This window comes from Streptomyces sp. NPDC005803, assembly GCF_040630435.1.
GTDB lineage: Bacteria > Actinomycetota > Actinomycetes > Streptomycetales > Streptomycetaceae > Streptomyces.
Map to the genome: position 1 here is coordinate 133,124 of NZ_JBEXXO010000010.1, position 19,806 is coordinate 152,929.

Annotated in this window: 15 protein-coding genes; 4 read left to right on the forward strand and 11 right to left on the reverse strand. The window is 71.0% G+C overall.

Annotation, left to right across the window (positions count from 1 at the left end; translation table 11 throughout):
• Positions 1–57: 57 nt before the first annotated feature.
• The 10 genes from ABZ454_RS16515 to ABZ454_RS16560 form a co-directional block, all read right to left on the reverse strand.
• Positions 58–1,038 carry a helix-turn-helix domain-containing protein gene (locus ABZ454_RS16515; RefSeq protein ID WP_359538546.1) on the reverse strand — a complete coding sequence of 327 codons (981 nt, stop codon included), beginning with the start codon at positions 1,036–1,038 and terminating at the stop codon, positions 58–60.
• Positions 1,039–1,508: 470 nt separating this feature from the next.
• Positions 1,509–2,486 carry an alpha/beta hydrolase gene (locus ABZ454_RS16520; RefSeq protein ID WP_359538549.1) on the reverse strand — a complete coding sequence of 326 codons (978 nt, stop codon included), beginning with the start codon at positions 2,484–2,486 and terminating at the stop codon, positions 1,509–1,511.
• Positions 2,487–2,832: 346 nt separating this feature from the next.
• Positions 2,833–5,718 (reverse strand): BTAD domain-containing putative transcriptional regulator, encoded by a 2,886-nt coding sequence (locus tag ABZ454_RS16525; RefSeq protein WP_359538552.1) that lies wholly within the window; start codon positions 5,716–5,718, stop codon positions 2,833–2,835.
• Between the two features lie 148 nt (positions 5,719–5,866).
• A complete protein-coding gene (locus tag ABZ454_RS16530; RefSeq protein WP_359538555.1) occupies positions 5,867–6,001 on the reverse strand; it encodes a hypothetical protein in 135 nt (44 codons plus the stop codon).
• A 332-nt stretch (positions 6,002–6,333) separates the two neighbouring features.
• The gene (locus ABZ454_RS16535) at positions 6,334–6,846 is read right to left on the reverse strand and encodes a hypothetical protein (RefSeq protein WP_359538558.1); all 513 of its coding nucleotides are present in this window, start codon (positions 6,844–6,846) and stop codon (positions 6,334–6,336) included.
• Positions 6,847–7,029: 183 nt separating this feature from the next.
• A complete protein-coding gene (locus tag ABZ454_RS16540; protein WP_359538561.1) occupies positions 7,030–7,614 on the reverse strand; it encodes a DoxX family protein in 585 nt (194 codons plus the stop codon).
• 132 nt (positions 7,615–7,746) lie between these two features.
• Positions 7,747–8,517, reverse strand: a complete 771-nt coding sequence (locus ABZ454_RS16545; protein ID WP_359538564.1) for a phosphatase PAP2 family protein — start codon at positions 8,515–8,517, stop codon at positions 7,747–7,749.
• Position 8,518: 1 nt separating this feature from the next.
• A complete protein-coding gene (locus ABZ454_RS16550) occupies positions 8,519–9,472 on the reverse strand; it encodes a YihY/virulence factor BrkB family protein (RefSeq protein WP_359538567.1) in 954 nt (317 codons plus the stop codon).
• Positions 9,473–11,239: a diacylglycerol kinase family protein gene (locus ABZ454_RS16555; protein ID WP_359538569.1), complete on the reverse strand. Its 1,767-nt coding sequence runs from the start codon at positions 11,237–11,239 to the stop codon at positions 9,473–9,475.
• 378 nt (positions 11,240–11,617) lie between these two features.
• Positions 11,618–12,622: a YdcF family protein gene (locus ABZ454_RS16560; protein ID WP_359538571.1), complete on the reverse strand. Its 1,005-nt coding sequence runs from the start codon at positions 12,620–12,622 to the stop codon at positions 11,618–11,620.
• A 95-nt stretch (positions 12,623–12,717) separates the two neighbouring features.
• Between ABZ454_RS16560 and ABZ454_RS16565 the strand changes: the two genes are divergently transcribed.
• Positions 12,718–12,909 (forward strand): TspO/MBR family protein, encoded by a 192-nt coding sequence (locus ABZ454_RS16565; RefSeq protein WP_359538737.1) that lies wholly within the window; start codon positions 12,718–12,720, stop codon positions 12,907–12,909.
• A gap of 167 nt (positions 12,910–13,076) precedes the next feature.
• Here the strand turns inward: ABZ454_RS16565 and ABZ454_RS16570 are convergent, their stop codons facing one another.
• On the reverse strand, positions 13,077–13,910 hold the full coding sequence (locus ABZ454_RS16570) for a class I SAM-dependent methyltransferase (protein ID WP_359538572.1): 834 nt from the start codon (positions 13,908–13,910) through the stop codon (positions 13,077–13,079).
• Between the two features lie 297 nt (positions 13,911–14,207).
• Here ABZ454_RS16570 and ABZ454_RS16575 point away from each other — a divergent pair, with 297 nt between their 5' ends.
• The 3 genes from ABZ454_RS16575 to ABZ454_RS16585 all read left to right on the forward strand — a co-directional run bounded on the left by ABZ454_RS16575 (position 14,208) and on the right by ABZ454_RS16585 (position 19,755).
• Positions 14,208–14,837: a DUF6328 family protein gene (locus ABZ454_RS16575; protein WP_359538574.1), complete on the forward strand. Its 630-nt coding sequence runs from the start codon at positions 14,208–14,210 to the stop codon at positions 14,835–14,837.
• 404 nt (positions 14,838–15,241) lie between these two features.
• The gene (locus tag ABZ454_RS16580) at positions 15,242–17,374 is read left to right on the forward strand and encodes a discoidin domain-containing protein (protein ID WP_359538739.1); all 2,133 of its coding nucleotides are present in this window, start codon (positions 15,242–15,244) and stop codon (positions 17,372–17,374) included.
• Between the two features lie 266 nt (positions 17,375–17,640).
• Positions 17,641–19,755: a discoidin domain-containing protein gene (locus tag ABZ454_RS16585; protein ID WP_359538742.1), complete on the forward strand. Its 2,115-nt coding sequence runs from the start codon at positions 17,641–17,643 to the stop codon at positions 19,753–19,755.
• Positions 19,756–19,806 lie beyond the last annotated feature (51 nt).

Genomic DNA, 19,806 nt, shown 5'->3' on the forward strand with positions numbered 1-19,806 from the left:
GCGCACGCCCCGTTCTCTCGCGGGCGCGACGCGTGCTCGACCGTCCGCGGCCGCGCATCAGCCGTGGCCGACCGGCGCGACGCGGAGCGCGGAATCACGCCATTCGCGGGGGGACACACCGTAGGCCGCCCGGAAAACCCGGCTGAAGTGGGTGGCGCTGGTGAAGCCCCAGCGTCCGGCCACCGCCGCGATGGTCCGGTTCCCCCGAGCCCGGAGCGTCAGGTCACGTCTGCATTCCTCCAGCCGACGGCGCCGGATCCACTGGCCGACCGTCCTGCCTTCGCTCTCGAAGAGCTTGTGCAGGTACCGCACGGAGATGTGGTGGGCCCTGGCAATCACCTCCGGAGAAAGATCCGTGTCGGCCAGATGCAGATCGATGTACTCCAGGATGCCCGGCACCAACGGTGACTGGGCATCGGGCGTTCCCGTCGTGTCCCTGTCCAACTGCTCCGTCGCGAGGGTGGTCAGCAGGTTCACGGCATGCCAGGCGAGCTTCGCACCGAGCGGCGGCCGGGCCGCCGAGGCGGCGACCGCCAGGTCGGACAGGAGCGGCGACACCAGTGTGCCCAGCCAGGAGTCGCGCGTGACAGGAACCCGCGCGAGCCGGTGCACGTCGGACTCCTCGAGCCTGAGCAGTTCACGCGGGACGAGGAACACCTTCGTGCGGACGTGCTCGGGGAAGTCCAGCGTCGGGGGATGGTGTGCGTCGTAGAAGCAGACGTCTCCCGGGCCGAGGAGAACATCAGCGGCAGTCTGCACGGAGGGTGCCTCACGGCCGCCTCGGACACCTACGAAGAGATAGTCGCCGCTGTCACGGGCGATGAGCCGGTGGCCGCGAGGGGGACCGCCCGGGCCGTCATGCAGCGCGCCTCCTTCCGGTGGGAGCCGTCTCTCCCGGAGCAACTGCGCGGGCGCCGCGTCCGCGAGGACGATGTCGAGGCCCAGGGGCATCCGGCACACCTTGGCGTGCCGCTGAGGCGGCTGTTGCGAACCGGTCCCGTCGCCGAGGGCCTCGAAAGTGCTGGCACTGAACGTCATCTGTCGTCGCCTCCGAACAGTCGTTGTGTGAAGCGGCGGCACGGTCCAGCGTGGGCCCCTGCTTCGGGGTTTCCGCGGCCGGCCCGCACGGACGGGCCATCCACTTCGCCGGGAGCGTAGGTCGGCAGGTATGCAAATAGAGTGAAAAATGAGTGACGGTGGGCTTCGCTGCCTCGGGCCCGGGACCGGTGGGAGGGCATCGGCAGCAGTGACGGGAAGACCCCCGGGGGCAGCCGGATCGGCTCCTTGGGCGGTGGACGGTCGGGTGCCGGGGGAGACGTCCAGGAGCACGGGAACCCGCGGCCCGGCTGCGCGAACCGGAGAACTTGCCGGCGTCCGCCGGCGGCAGCGCACCTCACCACCATCCTGGGCCGGCCCGGAGCTGACCCACGGGGCAGGTCGGCATCATGCATCGACGGTGGAGCCTGCACCTCCGGCCCGGAGCTGGTCGCGGTGACGGAGCAGGCGGGTCACGGGGTGTGCAGGGCGGCGCGCAGGATTCCGGTGGCGAGGGTGATGGCGGCCTGGGCGGCGTGGCTGGGGCGTAAGGCGTTGAGCATCACGAAGTCGTGGATGATCCCCTGGAAGCGCACCGCCGTGACGGGGACGCCGGCCTCGCGGAGCTTGTTGGCGTAGGCCTCGCCCTCGTCGCGCAGGACGTCGGCCTCGCCGGTGATGACCAGCGCCGGAGGCAGGCCGGTGAGCTGCTCGCTGGTGGCGCGCAGCGGGGAGGCGGTGATCTGGGCGCGCTCGGCCTCGTCGGTCGTGTACTGGTCCCAGAACCACTGCATGCCGTCGCGGCGCAGGAAGTAGCCCTCGGCGAACTGGTGGTAGGAGCCGGTGTCGAAATGCGCGTCGGTGACCGGGTAGAACAGCACCTGCTGGACCAGGGGGACGTCGCCGCGCTCCTTCGCCATCAGGGTCAGGGCGGCGGTCATGTTGCCGCCGACCGAGTCACCGGCCACTGCCAGGCGCGTGGCGTCGAGGCCCCTGGCCGCGCCCTGCTCGACGATCCACTCGGCGACCGCGTAGTTCTGCTCGATGGCGACCGGGTAGCGGGCCTCCGGCGAGAGGTCGTACTCGGGGAAGACCACGGCGGCGTCCGCGCCGACGGCGAGTTCGCGGACCAGGCGGTCGTGGGTGTGGGCGCTGCCGAACACCCAGCCGGTGCCGTGGAGGTAGAGGATGACCGGCAGCGCACCCTCCGCGCCGGCGGGACGAACGATCCGCGCTCGGACGCCCCCGGTGGGGCCGCCGGTCACAGTGACCCACTCCTCGTCCACCGGAAGCTTGCGGACGTCATCACCCGACTGAGCCTCCTCGATCGCCAAGCGCCCTTCAGAGGGCGGAAGTTCGAAGAGGAACGGTGAGTTCGCCGTCGCCCTGGCGAACAGGGCTGCCACGGCCTCGAGAACCGGAGCGACGGTACAGCCGGCGACGTCGGACATCTGATGTGCTCCTCGTTGCGTGGGGGGCGGCAACTCCGGCGATCGGTCAGCCCTGGCGGGGCGCGGGAGTTGCCGCGCACACGCTAGGCCGCAAAGCCGAGGAGACATGGTCCAGGAGTGCACGCATGTAGCTTTCTGGTGCGCCGACATCTCTCCCTGCGGATACGCAGGAACCGAGCGGATCCTTCCCCTCTCTCGCGGGAACCGAGCGGAGCCTCCCCCTCTCTCGCTGGAATCGGCGCGGGTAGCGGCCTGGGCCGGACATGAGGACGAGTGGTCCGGGCGGCCCCCTGGCCGCAAGGTCGGGAGGCTCTTTACGCATCGGTGGAGGCCTGCTTGTGGGTGCCTACGCCAAGTCGTCCGGTCCACTCTTCGTGGATCCGTCCAGCTTGGCCTTGAGGCGATCCGCCGCCTCCGGGCGTTCGAGCTGTTCATGCAAGGTTGCCGACTGCTGCCACGCGGAGCGGGCGGCGGGAAGATCGCCGGCGCCCTCGTACGCATCGCCCAGGCGCTCCCAGACGATTGCCTGGCGGAATCGTTCCCCCGGGGGAAGCGCCTGCAGCGCCCGATGGCAGCAGCTGATGGCTTGATGAGCATCGCCCAGTTCCAGGTGTGCCAATGCCATCGTGTCCCAAGCGCCGGCTTCCGGTATGGGTTGACCGATCTCCTGTGTCAACTCGATAGCGCGTCGGGACCACATGATTGCCTCCGCATAGTTCTTGAGGCAAGCGTGGATCCAGGCAGTGTTACTGAGTTCAAGTGCTTCCGGATAAGGGAGGCCGGCCTGCCGGAACAGCTGTGTCGCCGCCTCGGAGTGACTGAGTGCGTCGTCGTAGCTTCCCTGTTCCAGCAGAGCGGAGCTCATCGTTCCATGGGTGAACGCCTGCTCGGCCGGATCATCCAGCTCCCGGGTGGCGATGAAGGCCAGGTCGAGATACTCACGGGATTCGTCGAACTGTTTCAGGTCGGACAGGGCGCGGGCCAGTTTGCGAAGCGTGGTGATCTGCCCGCGCAGGCTGCCGTCCAGGCGTGCGGCCTCGACGGCGGTGCGCTGAATTGCTACCAGAAGCTCCCAGCGCCCTTGACTGTACAGAAACTCCTGCAAACAGCAGGGAAGTTGCCAGGCCTGGGTGAAGAAACCCGCCTCCCGGGCATAGGCGATCACCGCTGGCAGTGTGTCGCGCTCGGCGGTGAACCAAGCCAGGGCTGTGGTGTGGTCGGAGAAATGCCCCGCAACGGATTCAGCGCGCGCCGGAGGCAGGTCGAGGTAGTTCGTTCGCGACCCGAGTACCTGGTCCGCGGCATAGGCGGTATGGAGATAGTGATCGAGCATCCGGAACCGTGCGTCCTGGTGTTCGGCCGGAGTATCGTGTGCGGCGGTCATTTCGACGCCGAAGGTACGCAGCAGATGGTGCAGGGCGTAGCGGCCTGGCATGACCTCATTGAGGAGATGCGCGTCGGCGAGTTCGGCGAGCAGCAGGCGGGCCCTGCCGACGGGGAGGGCGGTCAGAGCGGCGGCGGCCCCTGCCTCGATGCTGGGACCGGGGTGCAGGGACAGGAGCCGGAACAACCGGGCGCCGTCGGGCGGCAAGAGCTGATAGGAGCAGGTGAAGGCCGCACGGGCATCGGTCGTGGGATCGCTGCTGGAAAGCGCGTCCAGGCTGCTGTGCGTGTCCCGCAGTTCTTCAGCGATGGCCGCCAGCGGGAAATGCTGATGCCTCTGCGCCCGGGCCGCCACGATGGCCAGGGCCAGCGGCAGGCGTCCGCACTGCGCGATGATCTCGTCGGCGGCCTGCGGGTCGGCGGCCAGCCGCTCAGCGCCGGCACGCAGCACCAGTGACGCGTGAGCGTCAGCGACGGAGGGCAGATCCAACGGCAGCGGAAGGACCCCGGCCGTGGTCAGCCCGGGAAGTGCCTTCCGGCTGGTGATGAGCGTGAGACAACCCGCCGACGAGGCCAGGAGGGGGCGGACCTGATCGGTCTCCCAAGCGTTGTCCAGGACAACGAGAACCCGCTGACCGTTCAGCAGGCTGCGGAACAGGCCCGCTCGTGCGTCGATGCCCCTCGGTATGCGCTCCGGCGGCACACCCAGCCCCTCCAGCATGTGACGCAGCGCTTCCATGGGCGTCATCGGGCTTCCGGCAGGATCGAAGCCCCGCAGGTCCACGTAGAACTGGCCGTCAGGGAACTGGTCCGCGACCCGGCCGGCCCATTTCACGGCCAGTGTGGTCTTCCCGACACCGGCCATGCCGCTGATCAGGACCGCGACGGGCGCCCCCGGCCCGGCCGACACCGTGTGGGTGATCTCCCCCAGGCGGCTGAGCTCTGCCCGCCTGCCCGCGAAGGCTCCCAGATCGGCGGGCAGCTGCGCCGGACGCACGAGGGCTTCCGCCGGCCCACTCGGCGCCTGTGACGGCTGCGACCCGGGCTCCTCACCGGATGGTGCTTGCTGACGGAGAACCCGCATGTGGGCGCTGCTCAGCTCGGGGCCCGGGGAGATCCCCAGTTCCTCGAGCAGGCGGTGCCTGATCTCCCCGAAGGCCACCAGCGCCTCCGCCTGGAAACCGGCGGCCGCCAGCGTCGCGACGAGTCTGGCGTGCAACGGCTCGTTCAACGGATCCAGGGCAACGGCCCGGCGCAGCCAGGGCAGGACCTCGTCCGCCCGCTCGCACAGCAGTGCCGCGTCAGCGGCCAACCGCGCCGTGTGCACGAGTTCGCGCTCGATGGAGCTGAACACGGCGTGCGCCCGCACCGAGGCGGGAATCCCCATGGCCACCTCTCCCCGCCACAGCCGCAGCGCCTCCATGAAGTGACTCACCGCCTCCGCGGTCCTCCCCGTGGCCACAGCGCGTGTGCCGCCTTCGGTGAGACCCCGGAACTCCAGCAGGTCGAATTCCAGCCGCTCCACCTGGAGCACGTAGCCACCCGCACGACGGGTCAGTCGCCGTCCGGGCGCCCGGGGCGCAAGTCCGGGCTCCAACAGGCGCCGTAGCCCACCGATGTAGCGGCGCACCACGTTGACCGCGCTGTCCGGCGGGTCCTCTCCCCAGAGCGCGTCGACGATCGCGCTCGTGCCCACGGGCCGTCCCGCTTGAGCCAGCAGCAGGCTCAGCAGGGCACGCTGCTGAGGAAATCCGAGGTCAAGTTCCCTGTCCCCGTCCCAGGCGCGCAAAGGGCCCAGCACCTCGAACCGCATCACCACATCCAGCTCCGCATCGCTTCGTGCCGCCACAGACTCGGGAACCGCTTCAAGCGCCGACGGATGCGGTACAGCCCTCCATCGGATCAGCCGTCGCTCAGCGGACCGAGATCCGGGGGCAGCCACGATCGACCGGCCCGTGCTGCCGCCGGCGTGGCCGTGACGGTGGGCGACCAGGCGGTCAGTAGAACGTCTCCACCTTCGTCACGTCCAGTTCGTACCGCACCTTGGTCATGTCCGGTCCGTTTCCCAGGCCACCGAGCACGTCCAGCGCGAGCTGCCGGCCGGTGAAACTGGCTCTCGGGAACCCGGTCAATCCGGCAGAGGCCCCGTGGGTATCCCGCCAGTCGTGCCTGATCGATGGTTCGAGCTCGACGCGCAGCACGCCGATGGCCCGGGTGGAGGGAGTCTGTGCCCCCCACGTCGCCGGACGCCCGCATGGACGCGTGCCGGGGCCGGTGCGGGAAGGGGACGGAGCTTCATCACGGAGGCGGGGCGCCATTCCGAGCCCCCCGCCGCCACAGGTCGGTACGCCTATCCGCTGTCGGCTCCGTGTCGTCGGCTACGGCACCCGGAGCGAGGAGGAGCGGCGGTACTGGCTCACCACGGCGGGTGGGCGGCCCGTCCTGCGGACCTCCGGCCGGTGGATCAGTAACCCTGGCCGACCAGGAATGAGTCGAAGTCGAGGGCGAGGGAGCGCGCTTCGGCCGCGTGCCCCTCGTCGTCCCCGTCGACGAGCACGAAGACGCAGATGCCCTGGCAGGTACGCACCACCCACATGCTGCGGTTCTTGTCGCGCAGGAGCGCCAGGTCGAGCTCGGTCCCCGTCACCGCGTCCGTGATCCGGTCCAGGCTCTCCCGGTGCCACACCGCCCCCGCGAGCCGGAGCGTCCGCGGGCGGCCGGTCTCCTGGCCGGCCGTCCACAGTGCCGCCATCTCAGCCTGGTCCGGAGCATCGGCCGCGTCGGATGCCGAATGCCGGTCTCCCTGCCCGGCGACGCCGCCGAAGTACTGCCGGCCGTCCTCGCCCTCGCGGCCGGCAACGGCGAAGAACCCTGCTTCGGCCGAGAAGGCCGCCACCGCCCGCACGGCGCCGTTCCGCCCGCCGAGGGCGAAACGGGTGCTGAGCACGTCTTCCCATTGCTCGGTCGCAGGAGACATCAGTGGTGGCCTTTCGACGGCGTCGTTGTGGTTCACGGACCCGCTCGGGTCGCCCCGGGGACGGTGGCGCTGGGCGACGTACCCCCGGGCAGGCATCTCTTGCCCGGGTACGCGCTGATCAGACGCATGACCCGGAGATCAGTGCACGCGTCACATCCCGGGCAGGGGAGGCCGCACCGCGGGCTACGGGTGCGGCAGCTTCGCCCGCGCGGAACCGGCGGCGGAGTGCACGGCCCGGCCCGTCCCGCTCGCGGCCGCCGAAGCGTCGGAGCCGACCGTGCCGATCGCCGCGTGCACCTGTCCGCCCGCCCTCGCCGCCGCACGGCGGGCCTTCTTCCGTCCTCTCGTCGTCGCGGTGCGGGCACGGTAGGCCGCCGACGGCTTGCCGTGGGTGTCGGCGGCGGACAGCAGCAGCGCGCCGAACAGGCCCACGCGCTCGGCGACATGGAGCAGGTGGTCCTTGCGCAGCTCCGGGTCCTCCTCCTTCCACCACGCGTGCTCGGCGAGGGTCGCCGGCACGAGGCTCGCGGCCAGGACCAGTGAGGCGGTACGAGGGAACCGCCCCAGCGCGAGCAGTCCGCCCGCGCCGATCTGCACGGCGGCGTCGATCTTGACCACGCGCTGGGGAACGTCGGCCGGGGCCCCGAGGCGCCGTGCCCATGACTCGGTTCCGGTGGCGAAGCGGCGAGGGCTGCGCAGCGCACGCACTCCCTCGACGACGAACGGGGTGGCCAACAGGGGGCGGGTGATTCTTCTCAGGACAGCCATGGATCCACGTGTGCCCCTGGAAGCAGCCGTCACACGCCGCGGGCGGTCGACGGTCGTCAAGGAGCAGGCCGCGCCGGGAGTGCACTCGTCCGCGCGCACGCGTCACCCGCTCCACGCGGTGGGCGGGCCGCCTCACCCCTCCGGGGCGGCCTCGGTCAGTTCGGGTTCCAGCCCCTCCGTCATCTGGCTGTGGCGACGGCCGGAGTCGGTGCGCCAGACCTCGAAGGCCCAGGCGGTCGACGCCACCACGGCGAGGCCGAGGAACCAGCCGCCGACCACGTCACTGAACCAGTGGACGCCGAGCGCGACACGGGTGAAGCCCACGCCCACTACCGACAGCGCCGCCACGCACCAGCACAGGGGCCGCCCGCCGCGGGGCACCAGCGGCAGCAGGGCGAGCAGCAGCACGGCGAGGGACGTGGTCGCCGTCATCGCGTGCCCCGAGGGGAAGGAGAAGCCCGGCGCGTGGGCCACCGGATCGGCGAGCGAGGGCCTGACGCGCTCGACCACCGTTTTGACCAGCAGCCCCGTCAGCCCGCCGGCCACCGCCGTCACAGCGGACCAGGCGGCCAGCCGCCAGGCGCGGCGGTGGAGCAGCCAGAGGGTCAGGAGCGCGACCGCGCAGCGCATCGTCGCCGGATCCCAGACCCAGTCGGAAAGGAAGCGGAGGGTGCTCGTCCACGCAGGGTGTTCGAGCGCCGTGGCGTGCAGCCGCCGCGCCGCACCCTCGTCCACGGTGCGCAGCGGACGCCACCTGCCCTCGACGAGGACCAGCACCAGGGCGAAGGGCACCGCGGAGAGCGCGGTGACGGCGGCGGCGCCGAGCAGGCGCACCCCGAATCTGCGGTCGGCCGCCCGGGCGCGGCGCTCACGGAGCCGCTGGGCGGTGGCTCGTACCACCAATTCATGCTCCCGGATCAGGGTGTACGGGACCTGGCCGCAAGGCGCGGGCGGCCTCCAGTTGCGCGGCGAACGACAGCCCGAGGAAGAGGGCGATCGAGGTCAGATAGGCCCAGAGCAGCAGCGACATGAAGGCGCTCAGCGGGCCGTAGACCGTGTCGAAGGACCCGCTGACCGAGAGGTAGAGACTGAGCAGCCAGGTGAGTGCCGTCCACAGCACGAGGTAGAGGGCCGCGCCGAACGCCAGCCAGGTGTAACCCGGTTGACTGCGGCGCGGGGAGCGCCGGAATATCGCGCTGGCGGAGATGAGCGCGAGCAGCAGCCCGCAGGGCCAGCGCAGCAGATCCCAGGCGTGGCTCGCCCCGTCCCCGAGACCGTAGACCGTCACGGCGGCGGCGGCGAGGTCGCCGCCGACCACCATCAGGATGAAACCGATCCCCAGGGGGATGCCGGAGGCCAGCGCCATGAGAAGGCCCCGGAGGTACTTCTGGTGGAAGGGGCGGTCGCGTTCCACCCCGTAGATCCGGTTGGCGCCGCGCTCGATCTGGCACATCGCCGTCGTGACGTTGACCATGGAGAAGGCCAGCCCGAACCAGAGGGTCAGCTGGGACCCCTCCCCGGCGCGCTGCCGGCTCCGGGCGAGTGCGTCGTCCACCACCTCGGCGCTCGGACCGGCGGCGAGGCGGTGGATCGTCAGTTCCGCCAGCCTCCCGACGTTCTCCGTGTGCAGCGAGGCGGACAGCCCGACGAAGGCGATGACGAGCGGGATCACGGCGAGAACGGTCTGGAGTGCGAGCGCGCGGGAGTGGCTGAACCCGTCGGCGTACCGGAAACGCACGAAGGAGTCGCGGACCAGCGGCCAGCGGCCGTAGCGGCGCAGCGCTGCCAGGGCCTCATCGGCGGAGAGTTCGTCGCCCCCCATGTCGCGGGTCACCGGAACCCGGGTCGCGGTGCCCATCTACTTGCCCCCTGACGGCAGCAGCACGGACAGAGCCCCGGGCCTGACCTCGGCGACGAGGAGCCGGCCCGGACGGACCGGGTCCCCGTCCACCTCGCGTGACTGCACCGTGCTGAAGCGGAGTTCGGCACGGCGGAACGTGAAGTACTCCACCGGGGTGCCGGTGTCCGTACCGGTGGCCTCGTCGCCGGTGAGCGGGAAGGTGCCCCGCGCAGCCGGGCGGGGCGGCTTCGAGCGGCCGCGCAGCAGTATCCCGGCGGTGCGCAGCCAGCCGCTGGGGCCGTGCGGGTCGAACACGGCCAGGTCGAGCAGCCCGTCGTCCGGTTCGGCCGCCGGTACGAGCGCCGCCCCGCCCTGCACACTGCCGATGTTGGCGAGGAGCAGCATCCGGGCCGTCCGGTGCAGCACCGGTCCGTCGTCCAGGCGGATCGCCACGGTGATGCGGGGCGCCCGCAGGCTCCTGACGCCGGCCACCACGTAGGCGGGCCAGCCGAACGCCGCCTTCGCCTGCGATCCGGTGTTCTCCAGCATCGCGGCGTCCAGTCCGGCGCCCGACATCGCGGTGAAGTGCGTGGCCGGGAACCGGTCGCCCTCGATCCGCCCGAGGTCGATCCGGCGAACGCGGCCGGAGAGCGCGGCGCCCAGCGCGTCCGCGGGTGTCAGCGGCAGTCCCAGATTCCGCGCCAGCAGGTTGCCGGTGCCGCACGGCACCACGGCCAGGGGGACGCCCGTGCCGGCCAGCGCGTCCGCCGCCGCCCGCACGGTTCCGTCGCCGCCGCAGACCACCACGAGCGACGCGCCACCGCGGACCGCGTCGGCCGCCTGGCCGCCGCCCGGGTCCTCCGCGGTCGTGAAGACGAACTCGGCCTCGTGATGACCGTGCTGCTCCAGGACGAGCCGCAAGGTCTCGCGTGCCGCTTCGTCGGTCACCGTCGGATTGACGACGACGACGGTGCGGCCCGCGACCTGCTCCGCTCGTTCCTCGGCGGTCCGCAGCGCGACCTCCATCGCGTTCGCCGGCGGGGGAGTGGGGCTGGCGTCCTCGGTCAGGAGGGTGCGGCCGACGATCAGCAGCGACAGCCCGCCGTTCACCAGCCCGCCGAGGACGTCGGTGGGGTGGTGCATCCCCCGGTAGAGGCGCGCGACCCCCACCAGCAGCGGCAGGAGCAGCAGCAGGCCTCCGAGCGCCTTGCGCCACGGGCCCCGGACCCGGGAGAGCACCAGAACGGCGAGTCCCGCGTAGAGGGCGGTGGCGGCGCCCGTGTGGCCGGAGGTGTAACTCGTCGTCGGCGGCGAGGCGTCCAGCCGGTCGACCTCGGGCCGGTCGCGGTCCACGGACGTGCTGATGACCAGGAACACCAGTGCCTGGAGCGAGACGGCGACGGAGAGGAAGACCGCCTCCCGCCACCTCGGCAGCCGGGGTACCAGAAGCAGGCCCGCGCACACCACCACGGTGACGGCGATGATGGTGGCGGTGTCCCCGGCCTCCGACGCGATGAGCGACGCGCGGGTGAGGGCCTGGGTCCGCAGGTCCTCGAACCTCTCGTCGAGCTGGTCCTCGGCGCTCAGGGGCCATGTCCCGCGGGCGGGGCCGGTGATCAGGAGCCCGAAGCCCACCAGCAGGGCGGCCTGGCAGACGGTGAGCACGCTGATCTGGGCTGCGGCCCGGGCGCTCCCACTGGTGAGGGCGGGTGACCGGCCGGGCCGGGCGACGAGTCGGGGCTCGGTGGGCCGGAGCGCGGGTCTGTCCGGCAGAGCGGTGGGCATGGGGACTCCTGTGTTCGGCACCGCACGGAGGAGGGCGGTCGGGGCATCGGCCACCCGGTGAACGCCCGTCTGCCCCCGAATCAGCCGGTCAGACATGCCCGGTTCGGCTGGGTGCCCGTTCGGCGCGGGAAGCCGGGACACGTCCGGAGCGCTGATGCCCGTGCGCGGGAGCATGGTCTTGGGCATGGCCGGCTTGGTGGGCTGCACGGACTCGGTCGAAGGCGCCAGGAGCGCATCGCGGTGACCGGGGGCAGGGCCGGAGGCGGGAGGGCGGCAGGAGATGCCCGTACGGAGACACGCGGGAGCCCTCCGTGGGAGGGACGGAAGGCAGGGGCCGGGGCGCCGGCGGCGAGGCGCTCGTCGAACCCGGGTCAGCCCTCAGCCCAGCAGCCAGATGCACACCCCGCCCAGGACGAGCAGCAGGCAGATGGCGAGGTTGGTGCGCCAGTACGTCACGAAGATCGCGACGAACTCGCGGATCATCGCACTGGGCCAGAAGTAGGCGGCAGTGGGCGACCCGACCACCTGGCCCCTCACTCCCGTCCGGCGGGCGGTCACCGCGGCGCGGAAGACGTGGTAGTTGTTCGTGACGACGACGCACCGGTAGTCGGGCTTCGCCTTCTCCATGATCGATTTGCTGAACCTCAGGTTCTCCTCCGTCGTCGTCGAGCGGTCCTCACGTTCGATCAGGGCGGCCGGGAACCCGCGCTCGACCAGGTAGTCGGCCATCGCGTGCGACTCCGGCAGCGCTTCGTCCGGGCCCTGGCCGCCGGAGGCGAGCAGGACGGGCTGCCTGCCGCGCGCCGTCAGCCTCGTGTGCACGGCTCGGGCCCGCTCAAGACGGCCGGCCAGCAGCGGCGACACCGTGGAGCCGTTGATGAGGCCGGCACCGAGGACCACCACGTAGTCGGCCTTGCGGTGGATGTGGAGTCGTCCGTAGAGGAACGCGTAGACGATGAAGCAGACGAACAGGAAGGCGAGGTAACCGGCCAAGGCCAGGACCGTTCCCGTGACCACCACCAGGGTGTCGTTCTCCAGGATCAACGCGGTGGTCATCAGTGCGAGAAGGGCCATCAGAGCGAGCCCTGCCAGCAGGGACAGGAGGTTGGCCGGGCTTCTGCCCTCCTTGCGCACCATCGTCACGCCGTTGGAGATCAGGAACCAGGACAGGGTGACGATGCCCACCGCCACGAGAAGGAACAGCACCACGCCGATCTCCCTCCCCGTGGCCGGCTGTGACCGGGCGAGTTCTGTGAGCCAGGCGGCCACGGCGAACGTGCACGACAGCCCCAGGAGGACGGCGTTGCTGAAACGCCGGCGCTCGCGGAGCGTGCCGACACAGAAGGCGAGGAAGATCAGGAACGCCGGGAGGTAGGCCAACATGCCCACATGCTAGGCGGAGGCCCGCGTCCGCCCCGACCAGGGCGGATCGCCCACCGGCGGGGCTGGAGCGCACGCGGATCCGACGGCCTCACGTCCTGTTCTTCCGTCTGCGCAGCACGAAGGCCGGGCTGGTGGGGATTGCCCTGCTCGACGTGAGCAACGCCGAGCTCATCGCCCGCGCGGCCAAGGCTGACCGAACGGCCGCTCCGGCGCTGGTTCCCTATGCCGCCTGGTGCGGGTTCGCCACCTTGCGGAACGCGGACCTCACGCGCCGGAACAGGTGCTGACCGCCGGCACGGCCGGCGAGCGTCAGGTTCTCCGAGTGGGGCGGCAGGGTGTGACGCCGGATCAGGCAGGGTGTGACCCCGGATCGGGCAGGGTGTGACCCGGCCCGGGCAGGGTGTGACCCCGGATCGGAAAGGTGTGCGGGGTCCGTAGCCCGTGGACACGTCGGTCAGGAGGCGACCACACCCTGCTCCGGCTTCCACCCCCAGGCGGTGAGCATGCCGGCCGACAACGAGGAGCACGTGTCGGAGTCCAGATACCGGACGGCCGCGTCGATGGCCGCGTCGTCCACCCGGCCGGTCGCGAGCATCGCCGGCCTGCTGCGTTCCCAGGTGTCCGCCCAGAAGCGACTGATGGGACTGCCCGGCTGGAGCGGAGGCACGTGCATTTCCGCGGCGACGGGTTCGAGCCCTGCCGCGCGCAGCAGGTGCGGGTACGACGGCACCCAGGAGACATCGGTGCCGATCGAGGCCCGCAGCCCCTGCCACATCGCCTCCATGGCGGTGGTGTACGGCGTGCTGGGCGTACGGCCACTCGTCAGGTCCACCGCGTCACTGAGGACCAGCACGCCTCCCGGAGCGACGAGTTCGGCCAGGGCGGTGATCAGGCTCTCGTGCCCGGCCAGGTGCATCAGGACGAAGCGCGCGTGGACGAGGTGGAACCCGCCGGGGGCGAAGCCGGGGGTGGAGATGTCGGCCTCCAGCAGTTCGAGCCCTGGCACCGGCCGGTCGCGGAGGAACCGTACGTCGCGGTCGACGGCGAGCACGCTCTCCACCCCGGCCTCACCCAGCAGCCGACGGGAGACCGTCCCCGTGCCGGCGCCCACGTCGAGACAGCGCCACCCCGGCCCGGCCCCGAGTGACCGCAGGCGGGCCAGGCTGAAGTCGTCGTAGGCGAGGGCCCCGTAGTCGATGCGCTCGCCCTCGCCGGACTGTCCGGGACGGAAGACGGATTCGCCGTAGCGCCCCCCGTCCGGCGCGCCCCCGCGCGGAGCGGCGGTCACGCCGCGGTCCGTGCGAAGCCGAGCGCGTCGTCGTGGACGCGTACCCCTCCGCGCGCGGCGGGGGAGGGGAACAGCGGATCGTCGAAGGGGTGCATGGGCCGGGCCTCTCCACGAGGTTGGGGGTGCGCGGTCCGTCCCGAGGACGCCGTCCCCCCGCATCCTGCACGGACGGCCGCCTGCCCGGCCGAGGCGCGCCGTGCCTGAGCCGATCGGGCCTCAGGTGTGCCCCGCGCCGTGCGGGCGCCGGGCGTAAGCGTGTTCAACAAGGGCACATGAGGCCCCATGGGAGGAGACGTCATGAAGCCATTGGACCCCGCGCCCTCGGACACGGAGAGCGGCAGGTTTGTCGAGCCCGGCGCGGCCGTGTCCGACGCGGAAGGTGTGAGCCGGGGGACGACGTCCCGGACGGCCGGTGAGAACGGGGTGAGCCCGAGGGAGATCTCGGCGGAAGACGCCAGGGAGATCTCGGCGGAAGATCCCAGGGAGCGGGTCAACCGCCGGTGGAACGAGATCCTGCAGGAGACGAGGGTCGCCCAGACGGGCATCCAGATCCTCTTCGGGTTCCTGCTCAGCGTCGCGTTCACCCAGAGATTCGAGCGGCTGGGCGACTTCGACCACCGCGTCTACGTCATCACCGTCGTCCTCGGCGCCTCCGCGATCGGAGCGCTCATAGCGCCCGTCGCGCTGCACCGGTTCCTGTCCGGGTCCCGGATGAAGGACGAAGTGGTGGTCGTCGCGGGCCGGTTCATGGTGTGCGGCATGGTCCTGCTCGCCCTGACCATCGGCTGCACGCTCCTTCTCCTGCTGCACACCGTCCTCACCGATCTTCTGGCGGAGATACTCGTCGGCACCGTCATGGCGTGGTTCGCCGGGGCCTGGTTCGTACTCCCGTTGGTCCTCAAGATGCGCTCGGGCCGCCGCGGCTGATGCGGCGAGGGTTGGCCGGAAAGCGGTGATCCGGGCCCCGCGGGAGCGGCTGAGGGCATGAGACGGTCCGGGTGCCGGTCGGCGTGGTTCCCCGCCTCGGCGGTGGTACGTGCCGGTCCGGTCCGGGCCGTGCGGCGCCGCGATCCGCGACCGGCGCCCCGCCCCGGCGCGTCGTCGGAGCCCTGGTCCAGGTGACGCGCACTTAGCCGTGGAGTTAAGTCAAGTCGGAAGAAAAGTGGGGCCGGAGTTATTGACCGGGATGCGACGGGCGGGCATGGTTCGGGAGAGCGCTCTCTCAGACCCGTGTTTTCGTTCCAAGGAGACTTACCGTGCCTCCAGTTGGCATACCTACGGCCGCTCCACCGCCACGCTCGTCGGCCCCCCGCACCCGCGCGCGGCGCAGCCTGGCGGGTGCTCTCGTCACGGGCCTGACCGCCACGTTGCTGGCGGTCGTCCCGTACTCCCCGGCGCAGGCGGATCCGGCGCTCCTGTCTCAGGGGAGGCCGGTCACCGCCTCCAGCCAGGAGCATGACGGGACGCCTGCGGCCGACGCCGTCGACGGCAGCCTGGGGACCCGCTGGTCGAGCGCCGCGTCCGACGGGCAGTGGCTGCAGGTGGACCTCGGCGGCGCCGTCGCGCTCAGCAAGGTGGTGCTGCGGTGGGAGGCGGCTTACGCCAAGTCCTACAAGATCGAACTGTCGACGGACGGTGCGAGCTGGACGACGGCCTACTCCACCACGACCGGTGCCGGTGGGGACGAGACCGTCGCCGTCTCCGGCACGGCACGGTACGTGCGGATGCAGGGCGTGAAGAGGGCGACGGGGTACGGGTACTCGCTCTGGGAGTTCCAGGTGTACGGCGGCGGCGACGACGGCGGGCCGGCGCTGCCGGGCGGGGGCGACCTCGGCCCGAACGTGCACATCATCGACCCCACGACGCCGGACATCCAGGGCAAGCTGGACGAGGTCTTCCACCAGCAGGAGTCGGCGCAGTTCGGCTCCGGCCGCCACGCCTTCCTCCTCAAGCCCGGCACGTACGACCACCTCAACGCGCAGATCGGGTTCTACACCCAGATCGCCGGTCTGGGCCTCAAGCCCGACGACACCACGATCAACGGTGACGTGACCGTGGACGCCGGCTGGTTCAACGGCAACGCGACGCAGAACTTCTGGCGGGCGGCGGAGAACCTCGCGGTCGAGCCGGTGAGCGGTACCGACCGCTGGGCGGTGTCCCAAGCCGCGTCCTTCCGGCGGATGCACGTCAAGGGCGACCTCAACCTGGCACCCGCCGGGTACGGCTGGGCCAGTGGCGGCTACATCGCCGACAGCAAGGTCGACGGCACCGTCGGACCGTACTCGCAGCAGCAGTGGTACACGCGGGACAGCACGATCGGCGGCTGGACCAACGGTGTGTGGAACATGACGTTCTCCGGTGTGGAGGGGGCCCCGGCCAACACCTTCCCCGAGCCCCGCTACACCACTCTCGACACCACGCCCGTCTCACGTGAGAAGCCGTTCCTCTATCTGGACGGCGGCGAGTACAAGGTGTTCGTCCCTGCCAAGCGGGACAACGCCCGCGGGACCAGCTGGGCGAACGGCACCCCGCAGGGTGCGTCGGTCCCGCTGAGCGAGTTCTACGTCGTCAAGCCGGGCGCGACGGCGGCCACCATCAACAAGGCTCTCGCCCAGGGGCTGAACCTGTTGTTCACCCCGGGCATCTACCACGTCGACCGGACGATCGACGTCGACCGGGCGAACACGATCGTGCTCGGCCTCGGCCTGGCGACCATCATTCCGGACAACGGCGTGACGGCCATGAAGGTGGCGGACGTCGACGGCGTGAAGCTGGCGGGCTTCCTGATCGACGCGGGTCCCGTCAACTCTCCGACCCTGCTAGAAGTCGGCCCCCAGGGCGCCTCGGCCGATCACGCGGCCAATCCCACCACCGTCCAGGACGTGTACATCCGCGTCGGCGGCGCGGGCCCCGGCAAGGCGACCACGAGCATGGTCGTCAACAGTGACGACGCGATCGTCGACCACACGTGGGTGTGGCGGGCCGACCACGGTGAAGGTGTCGGCTGGGAGACGAACCGGGCCGACTACGGAATCCGCGTCAACGGGGACGACGTCCTGGCCACCGGCCTGTTCGTCGAGCACTTCAACAAGTACGACGTCGAGTGGTACGGCGAACGCGGGCGGACGGTCTTCTACCAGAACGAGAAGGCGTACGACGCACCCGACCAGGCCGCCGTCCAGAACGGCGCCACCAAGGGCTACGCCGCGTACCGGGTCGACGACTCCGTCACCACCCACGAGGCGTGGGGTCTGGGCAGCTACTGCAACTACGACGTCGACCCGACGATCCGTCAGGACCACGGCTTCGAAGCGCCGGTGAAGCCGGGTGTGAAGTTCCACAGCCTCCTGGTCGTGTCGCTGGGCGGCAACGGCCACTACGAGCACGTCATCAACGACACCGGAGCCTCGACGGTGCCCGCCGGCACCTCCACCGTCCCGTCCACGGTGGTCTCCTACCCCTGAGCCGCCACCTGCCTCACGCCACCGGGCGCCGAGGCCCCTGATCCCCTCCCGGGCCGGGCATCCCATGTCCCCGCGGCCCGGCCCGGAAGGGACCGCACCACCAGCACCGTGCATCCCCCCTCCACAAGGAGCGCCGGGTGCCACCGGGCCGGGCCCTCAGGGCTCGCCGCTGCGCGCCGGGCGTCACGACCCAGCCAGGAGCACACGTGTCCAGACCCCCCTCCACGCTCACCCCCTTCCGCCGGCGCAGCGGGACATCCCTCGCTGTGCTCGGCGCCCTCCTGGCGTCCTCGCTGACCCTGAGCCTGTCCCCACAGGCGCAGGCGGCGGAGACGCTCCTCTCCCAGGGCAAGCCGGCCACGGCCTCCTCGCAGGAAGGCGAGGCGTACGCCGCACGGGCCGCCGTCGACGGCGATCTGACCGGCACCCGCTGGTCGAGCGAGCGGCGGGACGGCGAATGGTTCCAGGTCGACCTCGGCGCCGTGAAGAACCTGAGCCGGGCCGTGCTGACCTGGGAGGCCGCCTACGGCAAGAACTACGAGATCCAGGCTTCCGACAACGGCACCGACTGGCGCACCTTGAAGACCGTCACCGGCAGCGACGGCGGCACGGACGACCTGGCACTCTCCGGGTCGGGCCGCTACGTCAGGATGCAGGGCGTCGCCCGCGCCGGCGGTTACGGCTATTCCCTCTGGGAATTCCAGGTCTACGGCAGCGACGGCGGTACCACCCAGCCCACCGGCGGCGCGGTGAAGGTGACCGGTTCCCAGGGTGCCTGGCAGCTGACCGTCGGCGGACAGCCGTACACGGTCAAGGGCCTCACCTGGGGACCGTCCGTCGCCGACGCGCCCACGTACCTGCCCGACGTGAAGTCCATGGGCGTCAACACCATCCGCACCTGGGGCACCGACGGCTCGAGCAAACCGCTCCTGGACGCGGCGGCCGCCCAGGGCATACGGGTGATCAACGGCTTCTGGCTCCAGCCCGGCGGCGGCCCGGGCGCCGGCGGATGTGTCGACTACGTCACGGACACGGCCTACAAGAACAACTCGCTCACCGAGTTCGCCAAGTGGGTGGACACCTACAAGAGCCACCCGGCGACCCTCATGTGGAACGTCGGCAACGAGTCCGTTCTCGGCCTGCAGAACTGCTACAGCGGGACCGAACTGGAGGCGCAGCGCAATGCCTACACCTCCTTCGTGAACGACGTCGCCAAGAAGATCCACACCATCGACCCGGACCACCCCGTCACCTCGACCGACGCGTGGACGGGCGCCTGGCCCTACTACAAGCGCAACGCCCCCGACCTCGACCTGTACTCGATGAACTCCTACGGCAACCTCTGCAAGGTGCGCCAGGACTGGGTCGACGGCGGTTACACCAAGCCCTACATCATCACCGAGACGGGACCGGCCGGTGAGTGGGAGGTCCCCGACGACGCCAACGGCGTCCCGGACGAGCCCACCGACGTACAGAAGGCCGATGGGTACACCAAGGCCTGGAACTGCGTCACCGGCCACCAGGGCGTCGCGCTGGGCGCGACCATGTTCCACTACGGCGTCGAGCACGACTTCGGGGGCGTCTGGTTCAACCTCGTGCCCGACGGCCTGAAGCGGCTGTCGTACTACGCGGTCAAGAAGGCCTACACGGGTTCCACGGCCGGCGACAACACCCCGCCCGTCATCAGCGGCATGGCCGTCACCCCGGCCTCCGCGGCCCCGGCCGGCCGGGAGTTCACGGTCCGCGCCGACATCCGGGACCCCGACGGAGACCGGATCACACCCAGGATCTTCCTGAGCGGGAACTACGCCAACGGCGACAAGCGCCTCGTCGAGGCTCAGTGGCGCTCCACCGGCGCCGACACGTTCGCCGTCACCGCCCCCGAGAAGCTCGGCGTCTGGAAGGTCTACGTCCAGGCCGAGGACGGGCACGGCAACGCCGGGATCGAGACCAAGTCGGTCAAGGTCGTCGCCCCGCCCGTCTCCGGCACCAACGTCGCCCTCAACAGGCCCACCACCGCCTCCTCCTTCCAAGCCCAGTACGGCGACTGCCCGTGCTCGCCCGCGCTGGCCACGGACGGCGACGCGAGCACCCGCTGGGCCAGCGACTGGAGCGACCCCCAGTGGATCCAGGTGGACCTCGGCGCGGCCAAGGCCATCCGCACACTGCAGCTCGTCTGGGACCCGGCCTACGCCAAGTCGTACGAGGTACAGGTCTCCGACGACGGCACCACCTGGCGCCCGGTCTACTCCACCACCACGGGCAACGGGGACATCGACACCGTCGACGTCTCCGCCACCGCCCGCCACGTCCGCCTGAAGCTGACCGCCCGCGGGACCGGATGGGGCTACTCCCTCCACGAGTTCGGCGTCTACAGCTGACTCGCACCACCCCATGACGGTGGCGGGGCCGCTGCCGGCCCCGCCACCCCG

Excerpts from the sequence above, each read along its gene's own strand:
- ABZ454_RS16515 (WP_359538546.1), bottom strand. The coding sequence starts at position 1,038 with ATGACGTTCAGTGCCAGCACTTTCGAGGCCCTCGGCGACGGGACCGGT.
- ABZ454_RS16520 (WP_359538549.1), bottom strand. The coding sequence starts at position 2,486 with ATGTCCGACGTCGCCGGCTGTACCGTCGCTCCGGTTCTCGAGGCCGTG.
- ABZ454_RS16535 (WP_359538558.1), bottom strand. The coding sequence starts at position 6,846 with ATGTCTCCTGCGACCGAGCAATGGGAAGACGTGCTCAGCACCCGTTTC.
- ABZ454_RS16540 (WP_359538561.1), bottom strand. The coding sequence starts at position 7,614 with ATGGCTGTCCTGAGAAGAATCACCCGCCCCCTGTTGGCCACCCCGTTC.
- ABZ454_RS16550 (WP_359538567.1), bottom strand. The coding sequence starts at position 9,472 with ATGGGCACCGCGACCCGGGTTCCGGTGACCCGCGACATGGGGGGCGAC.
- ABZ454_RS16555 (WP_359538569.1), bottom strand. The coding sequence starts at position 11,239 with ATGCCCACCGCTCTGCCGGACAGACCCGCGCTCCGGCCCACCGAGCCC.
- ABZ454_RS16560 (WP_359538571.1), bottom strand. The coding sequence starts at position 12,622 with ATGTTGGCCTACCTCCCGGCGTTCCTGATCTTCCTCGCCTTCTGTGTC.
- ABZ454_RS16575 (WP_359538574.1), top strand. The coding sequence starts at position 14,208 with ATGAAGCCATTGGACCCCGCGCCCTCGGACACGGAGAGCGGCAGGTTT.